The organism is Sphaerotilus mobilis (assembly GCF_004216565.1).
Taxonomy (GTDB): Bacteria; Pseudomonadota; Gammaproteobacteria; order Burkholderiales; family Burkholderiaceae_C; genus Sphaerotilus; species Sphaerotilus mobilis.
This window is the reverse complement of sequence record NZ_SGWV01000008.1, coordinates 496,185-511,609: the sequence shown is the minus strand read 5'-3', so window position 1 is coordinate 511,609 and position 15,425 is coordinate 496,185. Positions and strand designations below refer to the sequence as shown.

General features: G+C 70.0%; 14 protein-coding genes. 3 read left to right on the top strand and 11 right to left on the bottom strand.

Annotation, left to right across the window (positions count from 1 at the left end):
* Positions 1-9 precede the first annotated feature (9 nt).
* Complete coding sequence (locus tag EV685_RS07630) at positions 10-495, top strand: Lrp/AsnC family transcriptional regulator (RefSeq protein ID WP_130481398.1); 486 nt, start codon at positions 10-12, stop codon at positions 493-495.
* A 14-nt stretch (positions 496-509) separates the two neighbouring features.
* Here the strand turns inward: EV685_RS07630 and EV685_RS07625 are convergent, their stop codons facing one another.
* Entirely contained in the window at positions 510-1,145 is a 636-nt protein-coding gene (locus EV685_RS07625; RefSeq protein ID WP_130481397.1) for a flavin reductase family protein, read from the bottom strand.
* Between the two features lie 40 nt (positions 1,146-1,185).
* Entirely contained in the window at positions 1,186-2,613 is a 1,428-nt protein-coding gene (locus EV685_RS07620) for a bifunctional enoyl-CoA hydratase/phosphate acetyltransferase (RefSeq protein WP_130481396.1), read from the bottom strand.
* Between the two features lie 135 nt (positions 2,614-2,748).
* Here EV685_RS07620 and EV685_RS07615 point away from each other — a divergent pair, with 135 nt between their 5' ends.
* Positions 2,749-3,675: an L-lactate dehydrogenase gene (locus tag EV685_RS07615; RefSeq protein ID WP_130481395.1), complete on the top strand. Its 927-nt coding sequence runs from the start codon at positions 2,749-2,751 to the stop codon at positions 3,673-3,675.
* Positions 3,676-3,683: 8 nt separating this feature from the next.
* Here EV685_RS07615 and EV685_RS07610 read toward each other — a convergent pair whose 3' ends face one another.
* A complete protein-coding gene (locus EV685_RS07610; protein WP_130481394.1) occupies positions 3,684-4,508 on the bottom strand; it encodes a hypothetical protein in 825 nt (274 codons plus the stop codon).
* Positions 4,509-4,652: 144 nt separating this feature from the next.
* Here EV685_RS07610 and EV685_RS07605 point away from each other — a divergent pair, with 144 nt between their 5' ends.
* Positions 4,653-5,069: an XRE family transcriptional regulator gene (locus EV685_RS07605; protein WP_130481393.1), complete on the top strand. Its 417-nt coding sequence runs from the start codon at positions 4,653-4,655 to the stop codon at positions 5,067-5,069.
* A gap of 51 nt (positions 5,070-5,120) precedes the next feature.
* Here the strand turns inward: EV685_RS07605 and EV685_RS07600 are convergent, their stop codons facing one another.
* From EV685_RS07600 to EV685_RS07565, 8 genes are all read right to left on the bottom strand, one after another.
* Positions 5,121-6,575, bottom strand: coding sequence for an FGGY-family carbohydrate kinase (locus tag EV685_RS07600; protein ID WP_130481392.1), 1,455 nt, complete (start codon positions 6,573-6,575; stop codon positions 5,121-5,123).
* A 14-nt stretch (positions 6,576-6,589) separates the two neighbouring features.
* A complete protein-coding gene (locus tag EV685_RS07595) occupies positions 6,590-6,931 on the bottom strand; it encodes an L-rhamnose mutarotase (RefSeq protein WP_130481391.1) in 342 nt (113 codons plus the stop codon).
* Positions 6,932-6,969: 38 nt separating this feature from the next.
* Positions 6,970-7,959, bottom strand: a complete 990-nt coding sequence (locus tag EV685_RS07590; protein WP_130481390.1) for an ABC transporter permease — start codon at positions 7,957-7,959, stop codon at positions 6,970-6,972.
* Entirely contained in the window at positions 7,956-9,002 is a 1,047-nt protein-coding gene (locus EV685_RS07585) for an ABC transporter permease (RefSeq protein ID WP_130481389.1), read from the bottom strand. Before EV685_RS07585 ends, EV685_RS07590 begins: the two co-directional genes overlap by 4 nt.
* On the bottom strand, positions 8,999-10,570 hold the full coding sequence (locus tag EV685_RS07580; RefSeq protein ID WP_130481388.1) for a sugar ABC transporter ATP-binding protein: 1,572 nt from the start codon (positions 10,568-10,570) through the stop codon (positions 8,999-9,001). The genes EV685_RS07585 and EV685_RS07580 overlap by 4 nt, the downstream gene beginning before the upstream one ends.
* A gap of 114 nt (positions 10,571-10,684) precedes the next feature.
* On the bottom strand, positions 10,685-11,674 hold the full coding sequence (rhaS, locus tag EV685_RS07575) for a rhamnose ABC transporter substrate-binding protein (RefSeq protein WP_130481387.1): 990 nt from the start codon (positions 11,672-11,674) through the stop codon (positions 10,685-10,687).
* Positions 11,675-11,762: 88 nt separating this feature from the next.
* Positions 11,763-13,055: an L-rhamnose catabolism isomerase gene (gene rhaI / locus EV685_RS07570; protein WP_130481386.1), complete on the bottom strand. Its 1,293-nt coding sequence runs from the start codon at positions 13,053-13,055 to the stop codon at positions 11,763-11,765.
* A gap of 134 nt (positions 13,056-13,189) precedes the next feature.
* Complete coding sequence (locus tag EV685_RS07565; RefSeq protein ID WP_130481385.1) at positions 13,190-15,346, bottom strand: bifunctional rhamnulose-1-phosphate aldolase/short-chain dehydrogenase; 2,157 nt, start codon at positions 15,344-15,346, stop codon at positions 13,190-13,192.
* Between the last annotated feature and the right edge of the window lie 79 nt (positions 15,347-15,425).

Genomic DNA, 15,425 nt, shown 5'->3' with positions numbered 1-15,425 from the left:
GGATCGACCATGAGCGAGAACAATCCGGTTCTTGACCGCCACAGCATCGCCTTGCTGGCCGAACTGCAGCGCGACGCCCGTCAGACCGTGGCGCAGCTGGCCGAGGCGGTCGGCCTGTCGGCCACGCCGTGCTGGAAGCGCATCAAGGACATGGAGGCCAGCGGCGTGATCCGTGGCTACAGCGCGCTGGTCGACCGCCAGCGGGTGGGGCTAAACCTGGCGGTGGTGGTCGAGTGCAACCTGAGCCAGCACAGCGAGGATCTGGTGCGCCGCTTCGAGGACGCCGTGCGCGCCACGCCGCAGATCGTGCGCTGCCTGTCGACCACCGGCCAGAGCGACTACCTGCTGACCGTGCTGGTGAGCGACATCCAGCGCTACGAGGCCTTTCTGCACGCCGTCATCTTCAAGCTGCCGGGCGTGACACATGTGCGCTCCAGCATCGTGCTCAGGGAGGTCAAGTCCGAGGTGACCTTGCCCATCGTCGCGGGCGGCTGAGGCCGCCGCCGCGCTCAGATCTCGTCGATCGGCGTGCTGCGCGCGCTGGCCGGGTCGGCGGGGATCGAGAAGCGCTCGCGCGTGGTGGTGTAGAAGCTCGCGCCGAAACGTCCGACCGGGTGGTAGTCCTGCAGCCGCACGCGCCAGCGTTCGGTGTCGACCAGGCCGTCGCGGGCCCAGAGTTGCAGCACCTCGCCGATGAAGACATAGCGGCTGGGCGATTCCAGGGTCTCGCTCAGCCGGCATTCGAAGGCGACCGGCGCCTCGGCGATGCGCGGCGGGGCGACCTTGCGCGACGGCACGGGTGTCAGGCCGGCATGCACCAGCTCGCTCTCGTTCGGTGGCAGCGCGTCGCCGCAGGCGTGCATGGCGGCGGCGATGGGCTCGTCGCACAGGTGCACAACGAACTCGCGCCGGGCCAGGATGTGGGTGGCGGTGTCCTTCATCGCCCCGTTCTTGCCGACGCGGTTGATGCTCAGGAACAGCGTGGGCGGGTCCTCGCCGAGCATGTTGAACATGCTGAAGGGGGCGGCGTTGATGGTGCCGTCGGCCCCCAGCGTCGTCACCAGCGCGATCGGCCGGGGCACGATCAGGCTGGCCATCAGCTTGTAGCGGGTGTAGACGTCCAGGGTCTCGAAGTCGATGTCCATCGGCGTCCTTGTGCAAGGCCTGTGCCGCGCCGTGTCTGCGTCAGCCTGCAGAGGGCGTGGCCGCTGTCGTGGCCGCCGCCTGCAGCGCCCGCGCCATCACGCCAGCCAGGGCGGCCGAGGCCTTGCGGGCGATGGCCGGATCGGCCCGGCTGGTCAGCGCGATCGGCACCTTGGCACCCAGCACGACGCCGCTGGCGGACGCGCCGGCCAGGTACTCCAGCTGCTTGGCCAGCATGTTGCCGGACTCCAGGTCGGGCACGACCAGGATGTCGGCCAGCCCGGACACCGGCGAGACGATGCCCTTGATGCGGGCGGCCTCGGCCGAAATGGCGTTGTCGAAGGCCAGCGGACCGTCCAGCGTGGCATGGGCGATCTGGCCGCGGTCGGCCATCTTGCACAGCGCGGCGGCGTCCAGCGTCGAGGCGATGCGCGGCGTCACCGTTTCGACCGCCGACAGCAGCGCCACCTTGGGCCGCGCCACGCCCAGCGCACGCGCCAGATCAATGGCGTTGCGCACGATGTCGGCCTTGTCCTCCAGCGTCGGGCTGATGTTGATGGCCGCATCCGTCACCAGCAGCGGGCGCGGGTAGGCCGGCACCTCGAAGCGGAAGGCGTGCGACATGCGCCGGCCGGTGCGCAGGCCGCGTTCGGCCAGCACCGCGCCCATCAGCTCGTCGGTGTGCAGGCTGCCCTTCATCAACATGCCGACCTCGCCCCGCGCGGCCATCGTCGCGGCGACGGTGGCCGAGGCGTGGCTGTGCTCGGTGTCGACGACCTCGATGCCGTCCAGCGACAAGCCCAGGCCCGCAGCCAGCGCCAACAGCCGCGCGCGAGGTGCCACCAGCACCGGCACGATCAGGCCGGCGTCGGCCGCATCGAGCGCGCCGCGCAGCGAGGCCTCGTCACAGGGATGCACCACCGCGCAGCGCACGGCGGGGTGGCCCTGCAGCGTCGCCAGCCATGCCTCGGTGCGGGCCTCCGGGTCGAACAGGTGCAAGGTCGGCAGGGTCGCGCGGGGCCGGCTGACCTTGACGGTGGGCGCACGCACCACGGCGTCACCGCTGACGACCGGATCGCCATGCTGGTTGAGCACCTGGCAGTCCATGCGGACATGGCCCTGGGCATCGTCCTTGGCGCGCACGCACACGGTGACCGTCAAGGTGTCGCCAACGTGGACCGGCCGCATGAACTTCAGGCTCTGCTCGACATAGACCGTGCCGGGCCCGGGAAACTCGTTGCCCAGCAGGCTGGAGATCAGTGCGCCGGCCCACATCCCATGGGCGATGACGCCGTGGAAACGGGTGCCCTGGGCGTATTCGTCGTCGACATGGGCCGGGTTGATGTCGCCCGAGACCAACGCGAAGGCGCTGATGTCATCGCGGCTGAGGGTGCGGCGCAGCTGGGCGCACTGGCCGATGCGCAGTTCGTCGTAGGTGATGTTCTCGATGACTTCTTCAGAGGCGATCATGGCGAGGTCAGGCAAGAGGGTGGGCAAGCGGTGGTCGCAGGCGGTGGTCGCAGGCAGCAGGTCGCGCCAGCATGGCGAGCACGCCAGGCCTCAGTCTGGACCTCATCCGTGAAACCGCAAGCTCAGGAGCATGTCATGACACGACGCGTCGCCATCATCGGTACCGGCTGGGTCGGCACCAGCGTGGCCATGGCCACCTTGCAGGCCGGCGTGGCCGATGAACTCTGGCTGCACGACGCCCGCAGCGCCGTCGCGGAGGGCGAGGCGATGGACCTGGCGCACGGTGCCGCCTTCTACCCGCCGTGTCTCGTGCGGGCCGAGCCCGATCTGGCGGCGCTGCGGGCCTGCGATGTGGTGGTCGTGGCGGCCGGTCGCAACGGCAAGCCGGGCGAGTCGCGCCTGGACCTGCTGCGCGACAACGCCCGGCTGGTCGCCGACATCGGCCGCACGCTGGCCAGCGGCTTCGGCGGCATCGTCGTGCTGGTCACCAACCCGGTGGACGTGCTGACCCAGGTCATGACCGAGGCCAGCGGCCTGCCACCGGCCCGTGTGCTGGGCACCGGCACCATGCTCGACACGGCCAGGCTGCGCCAGATGCTGGGCGCGCAGCTGCGCCTGGACACCCATTCCATCCACGCCCAGGTGGTCGGCGAACACGGCGATTCGGAGGTCGTGCTGTGGTCCGGCGCCCGCGTCGGCGGCATGCCGCTGCGGCAGTGGCACGGCTGGGACGCGGCGACGCTGGAGCCACGCATCGCGCTGGATGTGCGCCGGGCTGCCTACGAGGTCATCCAGCGCAAGGGCGCCACCAACCACGCGATCGGCCTGGTGACCGCCAGCCTGCTGGGCACCTTGCTGCGTGGCGAGCGCCGGCTGCTGACGGTGTCGCGGCTGCAGACCGGTGCGGCTGGGCTCAGTGGCGTGGCCTTGTCCCTGCCGACGGTGGTCAGCGCAGCCGGTGGCAGCGAGGTGATCGAGCCGGCCATGGACGAGGCCGAACGGGCCGCGTTGACCCATTCGGCCGAGGTGCTGCGCGCGGCGATCGGCACGCTGGCGGGCTGAGCCGCCGGTCAGCGCAGCGGGGGAGGCCCGGGCGGGCGCGGCCGCTCGCGTTCGAGGTCGTCCAGACAGGCGTTGACCAGCGGCTGCGCGGCGGCGTCTCGGCTGGCGCGCAGCAAGGCGGCCACCGCATCGACCTGCCAGGAGATCCAGTCGGGCAAGGCCGTCGTCGGGCGATGTTCACCTGCGGGTCCGGCGTGCGGGCAGGCGCTCAGGACGGGCTGGCTGCGGGCGCCATGGGCAACGGCCAGCGGCAGCACGCCGCAGCCGTCGGCATCACACCGGCTGGCATGCGGGTCGTCGCGGCTCTGGATCATCCCGACCTGCCAGCGCGTGGTGTCGGCCAGATCGCTGCGTTGCCAGACCCCGTCCATCACCCTTCCGGGGGGGAGGTAGCCGGCATCGACCGTCAGCACGGCCCGCACCCGCCACCCCGGCGAGCCGCGCGAACCGGGTTGCCAGGCGCGCGCCAGCGCGTCGACTTGCGCCGCACCGCTCGGGCCATGGCCGATCAGCACCAGCGCGTCACAGGGGATCGCCGCCCGGCCTGATGGGTCTGACGGGCCGTATGGGCCGAATGTGTCGGACGGCGGCGCCGTCGCGCCACAACGGGCGTCGATGGCGGCGTGCAGTTCGTCCCGCGACGGGGCACCACCGGCCGGCCACAGCGTGGCATGGCCGGCGTCTTCCAGGGCCTGCGTCGCCGCCTGGGCGGCCGGCGTGCGGGCGTCGCCCAGCAAGACCAGCCAGGCCCGCTGCGCGGCGACGAGCGGCGGATCGCCGGTGGCTGGACTGCCAGCGTTACCGCCACCGCCACATCCGCTCACCAGCAGCATGACGAGCCAGGCCGACGCCGCACACCGCCCCAAGCTGATAACGGCGTAACTCGATTGGGAAATGACGTAATTTTTAGTCACGTCCGCAAGTTGACTGCAGGACCAAGTTGCGCCGTATCCCTCCAAGGTGGGTACGGTGCCGACATGACCCAGGCACGGGCGCAGTTTGCGCTTCGGTTACGTGACGCGATGTTGGCCGCCGGCTATGAGCCGCGGCCGGCCGTGCTGGAGCGCGAGTTCAACATGCGCCACTGGGGCAAGCCGATGACCTTGCATGGCGTGCGTCGCTGGCTCAAGGGCGAGACGCTGCCGTCACATGCCAAGCTGATGACGCTGTCCGAATGGCTGCGTGTGCCACCGGAGGACCTTGTCTTCGGCGTCGGGCCGCGGCGTCGCCTGGAGGCCCGCCAGGCGGCCTGGGACCAGGGCATCGGCTATGTCGAGCGCGACCTGTTCGAGCTGTTCCTGAAGCTGCCGCCGCCGGCCCGCAAGACGGTGCGCGAGGTGATCGTGGCGCTGGCGGTGGCCAACGGCATCGCCAAGCCCAGGGCCCCGGAATGATCCCAGGCTGTCAGCCCAGGCCGTCATCTCAAAACTGAGCGCCAGCCGGCTTCAGGCCAGTGCCGCGCGCCAGTCCTGCTGGCGGGCTTGCAGGGCCAGGTCCAACGAGGCCTGCAGGGCGGCGTCCGGGCCTTGCGGATGCAGCGGCAACAAGCGGCCCGCCGTCGACGGCGTCAGGCCCTGCAGCGGCCGGGTCAGCAGCCAGGCGCCTCGGGCGGTGCCTTCGAGGTCGTCGTCCGGCCGCAGCAGCACGCGACCCGGACAGAGCCCCGCCAGCGCGCGCAGCCAGGCGGCATTGCCGGCCAGCGGACCTTCGAGCACCAGCGGCCGCGCCGCGCCTCCAGCATCCAGTTGCGTGACCAGCTCGGCCGTCAGCTGGGCGCAGTAGAGCGCGGCCAGCGCCGGCCGCAGCGCCGCCGGCACGCAGGCCACGCCGGCTTCGACGACATGGCCGTGGCGCAGCAGCTGCGGCGTCCGCCCGGCATAGGGGCCGCCCGATTCGGCATAGGCGGGCAGGGCGAGCCAGCCTTGCGCCAGCACCTCGGCCAAGGCGGTCTCGTCGGCCCAGTGTGGATCGGCGTCGCCGCAGATCGTGGCGAACTCGCGCCCGCCCATGTAGCGCGCGGTGGCGACCGGCCGGCCGTCGGCCGCGACGTTGACGAGCTGGTCATGCGCCGGATCGAGCCGTTCGGTCGGCGCGCCCGGTGCCATCAACACGCACCAGGTGCCGGTGGACACCACCGTGGCATCGGGCTGACTGCCCAGGTAGCGCGCCAGGCAGGCGTTGCTGTCGTGCGAGCCGACATGGACCTGCACGTCGGCGGGCAGACCGAGCCGCGCGGCCAGCGCCGGGCGGACCGGGCCGAGCACGTCCCAGGCCCAGCGCATCGGCGCGAAGCGGGCGGCCAAGCCGCTGTGCACGGCCCAGTCGCTCGGACGGTCATCGGCCGGCCGCCACAGATCGGTGTGGCAGCCGAGCGAGGAACGTTCGCTGGCCGCGACCGCGCTGAACCACCAGGCCCAGTACTGCGGCCAGGCCAGCCAGTGGCGCACCCGTGCGCAGGCCGCCGGGTGGTGTTCCAGCAGCCAGTGCAGCTGGATGCCGGCGTTCAAGCCTTGCGGCAGGCGCGGGCTGCCGCTGTCGGCATAGGCATCGACGAGCGCGGCGTGGCGCGTGTGCAGGTCGCCGTAGCCGTCCCACTCGTAGTCCATCGGCGGCAGGACCAGACCGGCCTCGTCGATGCCGCAGAAGGCCGCGCCGTGGGTGGTGATCGAGATCCGCCGCACGCCGGCCCGGTCGGCCAGCGTGGGCACCGCATCGAGCAGCCAGGCCTGCAGCGCGGCCACGCCCAGGGCGGTGTAGCCGGGGCCGTCGACGGCGGCGGGCGTGCTGGCATTGGCCCGCACATGCCGTTCGCGCACATGGCCGTCGGCGTCGATCAGCAGCAGCTTGGCGTTGCTCTTGCCGATGTCGAGCACCAGCGTCAGGTCGTCGTGTCCGGCCATGGGCGCAGGCGCCTTCAGTCGAGGTGGAACAGGCAGGCCAGCGGCTCGGCCACCGGCGAGCCATCGGGGTTGGCCCGCATGATGTCGGCCATGTGGGCCCACCAGCGTTGCATCACCGGGTGCTCGGGCAGGCGGTGCATGGTGTGGCCCGGGGCACGCCGCAGCACCGCGAACAGCACGAGGCTGTCCGGGTCGAGGTAGATGCTGTAGTCGCTGATGCTGCTGTCCTTCAGCAGCGCGACCAGCTCGGGCCAGATCGCATCGTGGCGACGCCGGTATTCATCGATCTGGCCGGGGTTGAGGAACATCCGGAAGGCGAACTTCTCGGTCGCAGCGGCTAGGTCGGCGTGGCTCATGTGGTGATCCTCATGTCGTGATCTTCATGTCGTGATCTTCATGTCGCCTGGGCGGCCAGCTTGGGGGTGGGGCGACGACGCAGCCAGCGCGGCAGCACCATGGAGACGATCAGCAGCGCGCCGACGATCATCGACATGACGATGCCGGCGACGTTCATCATGCCCAGCGCAAAGGTGAAGCCGCCCATCAGCACGGCCGCCAGGGCGACGCCGACGATGCTGCCGCGCCCGCCCTCGATGGCCACGCCGCCGAGGATCACGATGGTGATGGCGTCCAGCTCCCAGCCCATCGCCAGGTTGGGCCGCGTGCTGCCGATGCGCCCGGTCAGCAAGATGGCGGCCAGCGCGGCCATGACGCCGGCAAAGATGAACAGGCCAAGCCGGTAGCGGTCCACCGCAATGCCCGAGAAGCGCGAGGCGATCGGGTTGGCGCCGATGGCGTAGACACGCCGGCCCATCACGCTGCGGTGCAGGAAGAGGCCGACGGCCAGCGTCGCCAACAGCATCACCGCGAACTCGATCGGCACGATCAGCGCGGTCGGGTCTTCCAGCCCGAACAGGTCGCCCAGGCTGCCATTGCCCCAGGTGCTGAGCGTCTCCGGGTAGCCGGTGATGGCCTGGTCGCCCAGCAGCACCAGGGCCAGTCCGCGGTAGAGCGACAGCGTGCCGATGGTGACCACGATGCTGGGCAGTTTCCAGCGCGTCACCAGCCAGCCATTGAGCGCGCCGCACGCCACGCCGGTGGCGACGGCGGCCAGCAGCATGAGCGGCAAGCTGGCGCCGGCCTGCATCGCGTAGCCCATCGCCAGCGAGGCCAGCGCCATGGTGGCGGCCACCGACAGGTCGATCTCGCCGGCCACGATCAGCAGCGCCATGGCCAGCGCGATCAGGGCCTTCTCGCTGAAGTTGAAGGTGCTGTCGGCCAGGGCATAGGGCGACAGGAAGTTGTCGACCGTCAGGCCAAAGAACAGGTAGACGAGCGCGATCAGGCCGATCAGCACGCGCTCCCAGGTATCGAGGGCCTTCATGCGCGGTTTCCTTGCGGGACGGGTGTGGCGGGGGGGGCAGGTGGGGCAGCTGATGCGCTGACCGTGCCTTCATGGCGTTCGAGGATCTGCCGGCCGCGCTGGCGCTGCGAGCCGGCGTTCAGGGCGACCGAGATCAGGATGACCGCGCCGGCTATGGCCTGCTGCCAGAACGGCGAGACCTGGATCACCGGCAGCGCGCCGTTGACCACGCCGATGAACAGCACACCCAGCGCCGCACCACCTACGGTGCCGACGCCGCCGCCGATGCTCACGCCGCCGATCACGCAGGCGGCGATCACGGTCAGCTCGAAGCCCGAGGCCAGTTCGGTGAAGGCGATCGAGTAGCGCCCGACCCACAGCAGCCCGGCGACACCGGCCAGCAGGCCCGACAGCGTGTAGGCCATCAGCAGGCGCTGCGTCACGGGGATGCCGGCGTAGACGGCCGCCGACGGGTGGCCACCAAAGGCATACAGCTCGCGCCCTTCGCGACGCCAGCGCAGCAGCCAGGCGCCGAACAGCAGCGCGGCGGCGGCAAACCACAGCAGGGCGGGCAAGCCGAACCAGGTCTCGCGCGGCAGGCCCTTGATCAGCGGGTGGATCTCATGGTCGGAGATCCAGGCGCCGCCGCTGGCCACGAAGATCGCGCCGCGGTAGGCCGACATCGTGCCCAGCGTGACCACGATGGCCGGCAGGTTGAAGCGCACGATCAGCCAGCCGTTGAGCGCGCCCAGCAGCGCGCCGATGCCAGCGGACATGGCCAGCAGCACGACCAACGGGATGCCCGGCCAGGCCCGGCCGGCCAGCGCGCACAGCATGCCGGTCAGCGCCAGGTTGCTGGCCACCGACAGGTCGACGCCACGCGTGAGCAGCACCAGCATCTGGCCGATCACCAGGATGGCGAGGATGGCCGAGTCGTTGGCGATGTCCAGGCCGTTGCGCAGCGTCAGGAAGACCGGCGCGCGGGCTCCGACGGCCAGCGCGATGGCCGCGATGATCACGAGCAGGATCCACTCGCGACGCAGGTTGAGGCTCGGGCGCGTCATGTGGCGCTCTCCGTTTGAAGGTGCAGGCCCGAAGCCGCCGCGACGATGGTTTCGGCATCGGCCTCACCGATCGCGAACTCGGCCACCGGCCGGCCACGCCGCATGACGATGGTGCGGTGCGCGAGGTGCATCACCTCGGGCAGTTCGGAGGACACCAGGATCACCGCCAGGCCCTGTTCGACCATCTCGGCGATCAGCTGGTAGACGGCCTGCTTGGCGCCGACGTCGATGCCCTTGGTGGGCTCATCGAGGATGACGATGCGTGGCTCCAGCCCCAGCCACTTGGCGATCACGACCTTTTGCTGGTTGCCGCCCGACAGGCCCGACAGCGGCGTGTCCTGACTGGCGGTCTTGATGCGCAGGCGCTCGATCATGCGGGCCGCCAGGCCCTGCTCGCGTTCGGCCGACAGCCACGGCCCGCGCGACAGGCTCTGACCGATCGCGCTGCGTGGGCCGGCCAGTCCGGCCAGGCTGATGTTGTGGCGCACCGAGAAGCCCAGGATGCCGCCTTGGCGCTGGCGTTCCTCGGGCACATAGGCCAGGCCGGCGGCGATGGCGTCACCGGGCCGGCGGATGTCGATGGTCTTGCCGTCGATGCGGACCTCGCCGCTCGCATCCGGGTTCAGGCCCATCAGGGCCAGCATGACCTCGCTGCGGCCGGCGCCGACCAGGCCGTAGAAGCCCAGGATCTCGCCACGTCGCAGCTCGAAGGACACGTCCGCGAACTCGGTCGGGTGGCTCAGGCCGTGAACCTGCAGCACGGTCGGTCCGCGCCGGTCGGCCACCGGCGGGTAGATGTCGGCGATCTCGCGGCCGGCCATCAGCGCGACAAGCTGCTGCTCCTGCGCCTCGTCGATCCGGCCGGTGCCGACCGAGGCCCCGTCGCGCAGGACCACGTAGCGGTCGCACACGGCCATGATCTCGTCGAACTTGTGGGTGATGAAGAGGACGGCCACGCCCTGCGCCTTGAGGCCGCGCACGATGCCGTAGAAGTCGCGGATCTCGGCCTGCGACAGCGCGGCGGTCGGCTCGTCAAGGATCACCACGCGGGCCTGTTGCGACAGGGCCCGGGCGATCTCGATCAGGTGGCGCTGGGCCAGGCTCAGCTCGCGCACCAGCGTGGTGGACGTGAAGCCGGCGGTCTCGCGGTCGACGACCTGGTCCAGCGCGGCCTGCGCGTCGCGGTTCATGCGGGCCCAGTCGATCACGCGCAACCACGGCGGACCCTTCATGGGCTGGCGGCCGATGAAGATGTTCTCGGCGGCGGTGAGTTCCTCGAACATCACCGTTTCCTGGTGCACGGCGACGATGCCGGCGGCCTGCGCATCCTGCGCGACCGCGAAGCGCACGGCGCGGTCGTCAAGGCGGATCTCGCCCTCGTCGGGCTGGTGCACGCCGGTCAGCGTCTTGACCAGCGTGGACTTGCCGGCGCCGTTCTCGCCGATCAGCGCCAGCGCCTCGCCGGGCACCAGGTCCAGGTCGACGCCGCGCAGCGCATGGGTCGGCCCGAAGCGCTTGTGCAGGCCACGCAGCGTCAGCAGCGCGGGCTTGGCAGGGGTGGAGGTCATGGTGGGATTCTGGACAACGGCCCGCCAAAAAGCGGGCCGTTGCGGGTCTTCAGGGAGCGGGCCTTGCCGGGTCTCGCAGCGGCCAGCAAGCGCTGGGCCGCTCCAAGGTTCCGGTCAGAAGATCTTGGCGAACTGCTCGACGTTGGACGCGTCGTAGGTGAAGGGCTCGGCCATGGCGGCCTCGTTGTCCTTGTCCAGCGTGGCGGTGCCGACGCGGCCCATCTTCAGCTTGGCGCCCGGGGCGGCCTTGGCGCCCTTGACCAGCGCGTGGGCCAGGTGGATCGACGAGTAGCCCAGGTCGATCGGGTTCCAGATCGCGAAGGACTTGACCGCGCCGCTCTTGACGTGGCCGGCCATTTCCGAAGGCAGGCCCAGGCCGGTCACGAAGATCTGGCCGGTCTTCTTCTCGTCGGTCACGGCCTTGCCGGCGGCGGCGATGCCCACCGTCGTCGGGGCCACGATGGCCTTCAGGTTGGGGTGGCTCTTGAACAGGCCGAGCGCCTCGCGGTAGCTCTTGTCGGTCTGGTCGTCACCGTAGACCACGCTGACCAGCTTCAGGCCGCTGTAGGCGGGCTGGGCCAGGACCTTCTTCATCTCGGCGATCCAGGTGTTCTGGTTGGTCGCCTGCGCAGTGGCCGAGAGCACGGCGATCTCGCCGGTCTTGCCCACGACCTGCTCGGACATCTTGACCAGCTTCTCGCCGATCAGCGCGTTGTTCGACGGCGCGAGGTGCAGCAGCCGGCCGTCCTTGCGGATGCCCGAGTCGAAGGAGATGACCTTGATGCCACGCTGCATGGCCTTCTTGGTCACCGGCACCAGGGCGTCCGGGTCATTGGCCGAGACCACGATGGCCTTGACGTTCTGCGCGATCAGCGAGTTGATGATCTCGATCTGGCCTTCGGCCGTGGCCTTGGCCGGACCGGTGTAGATGATCTCGACATCGCCCAGTTCCTTGGCAGCTTCCAGTGCACCTTGGTGGGTGGCGTCGAAGAAGCCGATGCCCATGGCCTTCACGACAAGGGCGATCTTGTCGGCGGCAAGGGCCGGCGTGGTCAGGCAGACCGACAGGGCGGCGGCGGCAATCAGCTTGTAGCGGGTGGTCATCTCGGGTGTCTCCTCGGGCGGGGTTGTGATGCCGCGGGGGTTGCGGCGGGGGGTGAAAACGCGTGGAAAGAAGGGGGCTTCGGGTCGGTCAGACGATGCCGCCGCCGCCGCCGGCAGCCGCCGGGCGCTCGGCGCCGACACGCTGGCGGTAGCCGCTGGCGCGGTAGGCGCCGACCGGGTCGATGGCACCGCCCGCGTCCAGCCGAACGCGCTGCAGGATGGGCGTGACATCGGTCTGGAAGCCCTGCTTGAGCAGGTGGGTGGCGGTCATCGCGTCGTTGCCGTCCTGGGCCGCATCGAGCGCGTGGCGGTCGACCAGCAGGGCCTGCGCGTAGGTGCGCAGGACCTGCACGGCGCTGGTCATCAGGCTCTCGATCGGATCGGTCACGTTGTGGCTCTGGTCGAGCATGTAGGCCGGCTCGAAGGGCACGCCCTCATGCGCGGCGGCCACCAGCTCGTTGAAGACCAGGAAGAGGCGGTAGGGCGAGACGCTGCCGGCGTCGAGGTCGTCGTCGCCGTACTTGCTGTCGTTGAAGTGGAAGCCGGCCAGCTTGCCTGCCGCGATCAGGCGCGCCACGATCAGCTCGATGTTGACGTTGGGGGCGTGGTGGCCGAGGTCGACCAGGCACTGCGCCTTCGGGCCCAGCGCGCTGGCGGCCAGGTAGCTGCTGCCCCAGTCCTGGATCACGGTGCTGTAGAAGGCCGGCTCGGCGATCTTGTGTTCCAGGAACATGCGCCAGTCTGCGGGCAGGCCGGCATAGATCTGTGCCGAGCTGTCGAGGTAGCGGTCGAAGGCGCGGCGGAAGTGCTGCTGGCCGGGGAAGTTGCTGCCGTCACCGACCCACACCGTCAGGGCCTTGGAGCCGAGCTTCTGGCCGATTTCGATGCATTCGAGGTTGTGGGCCACGGCCTGGGCGCGGGTGGCGGCGTCGCTGTGCGTCAGGCTGCCGTACTTGTAGCTGTGGGCCTGGCCCTTCTGGTCGGAGAAGGTGTTGGAGTTCATCGCATCGAAGGCGAGCCCGTAGGCGGTCGCCGTCTGGCGCAGCTCGGCCCAGTCCGAGCACTTGTCCCAGGGGATGTGCAGCGACACCGTCGGCGTGGCGCGGGCCAGTTGCTGGATCACGCCGCAGTCCTGCAGCTTGTCGAAGACGTGGCGCGGCTCGCCTTGGCCGGGGAAGCGGGCGAAGCGGGTGCCGCCGGTGCCCACGCCCCAGCTCGGGATCGCCACGCCAAAGGCGGCGACCTGCGCGCGCACGGTCTCGATGTCGACGCCACGCCGGGCCAGCTGCTCGCCCAGGTGGGCGTAGTCGCTGTCGAGGTCACGTTGCAGGCGGGCGTTGTGCGCGTCGATGACGCTGCGGTCGATCAGTTGAGATGACATGCTTGTTTCCTGATGTAGGCGTGCAAGTGAGCCGAACGTTCTTGCCCAGCGGCAACCGCAGAACCGGCTTTGCCGGGCTGCCCGTTGCGCCCCCTTGAGGGGGAGCGCCGCAGGCGCTGCGGGGGGGGGCCCATTTATCGGGTGAAGGCCGCCAGGTTGCCGGCGTCGACGTTGAGGATGTTTCCGGTGGACTTCGCGCTCAGGTGTTCGGCGGCGAAGAAGTAGGTGGCCTCGGCGATGTCCTCGGGGAACACGCTGCGCTTGAGCATCGAGCGGTCGCGGTAGAAGGCTTCGAGGTCCTGCTCGCTGATCTTGTTGGCGGCGGCGCGCTCCTCGCTCCACTTGCCGGTCCAGATCTTCGAGCCGCGGATGACCGCATCAGGGTTGACCACGTTGCTGCGGATGCCCAGTGGCGCACCTTCGAGCGCGAAGCTGCGGCTGAGCTGGATCTCGGCGGCCTTGGCCGCGCAATAGGCGGTGGCCTGGGCGCTGGCGACCATGCCGTTCTTGCTGGCGATCATCACGATGCTGCCGCCGGTGCCTTGTGCCTTCATCTGCTTGAAGGCTTCGCGGCCGACCAGGAAATAGCCGGTGGCGAGGATGCTCTGGTTGCGCATCCAAAGTGCCAGCGTGGTCTCCTCGATCGGTGCGGCCGAGGCGATGCCGGCATTGCTCACCAGGATGTCGACGCCGCCGAACTCGATCGCGGCGCGGTCGAAGGCGGCGATCACGCTGGCCTCGTCGGTCACGTCGCAGCGCACGCCACGGACATGGTCACGGCCATGGGCCTTGGCCAGTTCGGCGCTGACGCTGTCGAGCGCTTCCTGGTCGATGTCGGCCAGCACCACGCAGCCGCCATCGGCCAGCATGCGCCGGGCGATCGCCTGGCCGATGCCACCCGCGCCGCCGGTCACCAGTGCGACCTTGCCGACCATGGGCTTGGGCTTGGGCATGCGCTGCAGCTTGGCCTCTTCGAGCAGCCAGTACTCGATGTCGAAGGCTTCCTGCTCGGGCAGGCCGACGTACTGGTCGACCGCATTGGCCTCGCGCATCACGTTGATCGCGTTGACATAGAACTCGCCGGCGATGCGGGCGGTGGCCTTGTCCTTGGCGATCGTCACCATGCCGATGCGCGGCAGCAGGACCACGACCGGATTCGGGTCGCGCAGCGCCGGGCTGTTGGGGCGCTTGCAGCGTGCGTGGTAAGCCGCGTAGTCGGCCCGGTAGGCGGCCAGCAGCTCGCCCAGCTTGTCCTTCAGATCGGCACCGCTCAGGCCATAGACCGACTCGGGCACCACCAGCGGACGGATCTTGGTGCGCAGGAAATGATCGGGGCAGGAGGTGCCCAGCGCGGCCAGCGGCGCGAGGTCCTTCGAGTTGACGAACTCGAGCACTTCCGGCGACGTGTTCAGGTGCAGCAACTTGGGCACGATCTGCCCGCCGCGAGGGCTGCCGTCCGCTGCGGACGACCCGGCGCTTGCGGCACCTTCGGCGCTCAGCCCGCGCAGCACCGGCAGCACACGGGCCAGCGTGCGGTCCCGTTCGGCCTCCGGCAGGGCTGCGAAGGCGGTGCCGCCGAAGACCTGGACATGGCGGCGCGCCCGTTCGCTGGTCAGCCAGGTCTGGGCCCGCTCGATCAGGTCGACCGTGTTCTCGTAGCAGGCCTTGGCGCTGTCGCCCCAGCTGAACAGGCCATGGCCGCCCAGCACGATGCCGCGCAGACCCGGGTGGGCGGCATCGTGTGCGGCCAGTTGCTGGCCCAGCTCGTAGCCCGGACGCAGCCAGGGCAGCCAGCCGACGGTGCCTTCGAAGACCTGCCGGGTGATCGCCTCCGAGTTGGCCATGGCCGCGATCGCGATCACCGCATCGGGGTGCATGTGGTCGACGTGCAGGTAGGGCAGCGACGCATGCAGCGGCGTGTCGATCGAGGCGGCGCGGCTGTTGAGGTTGAAGGTGCAGTGCGGCAGGTAGCCGACCATCTCGTCCTCATGCTCGCGGCCGCGGTAGAGGCCCTTGAGGGCCCGCAGCTTGTCCATGTAGAGGGTGGAGAAGCCGTCCAGCTTCATCGAGCCGACATCGCCGCCGGAGCCCTTGACCCACAGCACCTCCACGTCCTGGCCGCTCAGCGGGTCCTTCTGCATGATCTTGGCCGAGGTGTTGCCGCCACCGTAGTTGGTGATGCGCAGGTCCGAACCCAGCAGGTTGGATCGGTACAGCAGCAGGCCCGGCTCGTCGAGCGTGGCGGCGCGGGCGTCGTCCCAGCGCGGGAAGGGGGCGGTGGTGGTGGTCATGTTCGGGTCTCTGGGTCAGGCGTTCAGGCTTCGTGTCGGGACAGCGCAGGGCGATGTCGATGCCGTCAGGTTAGTGAGG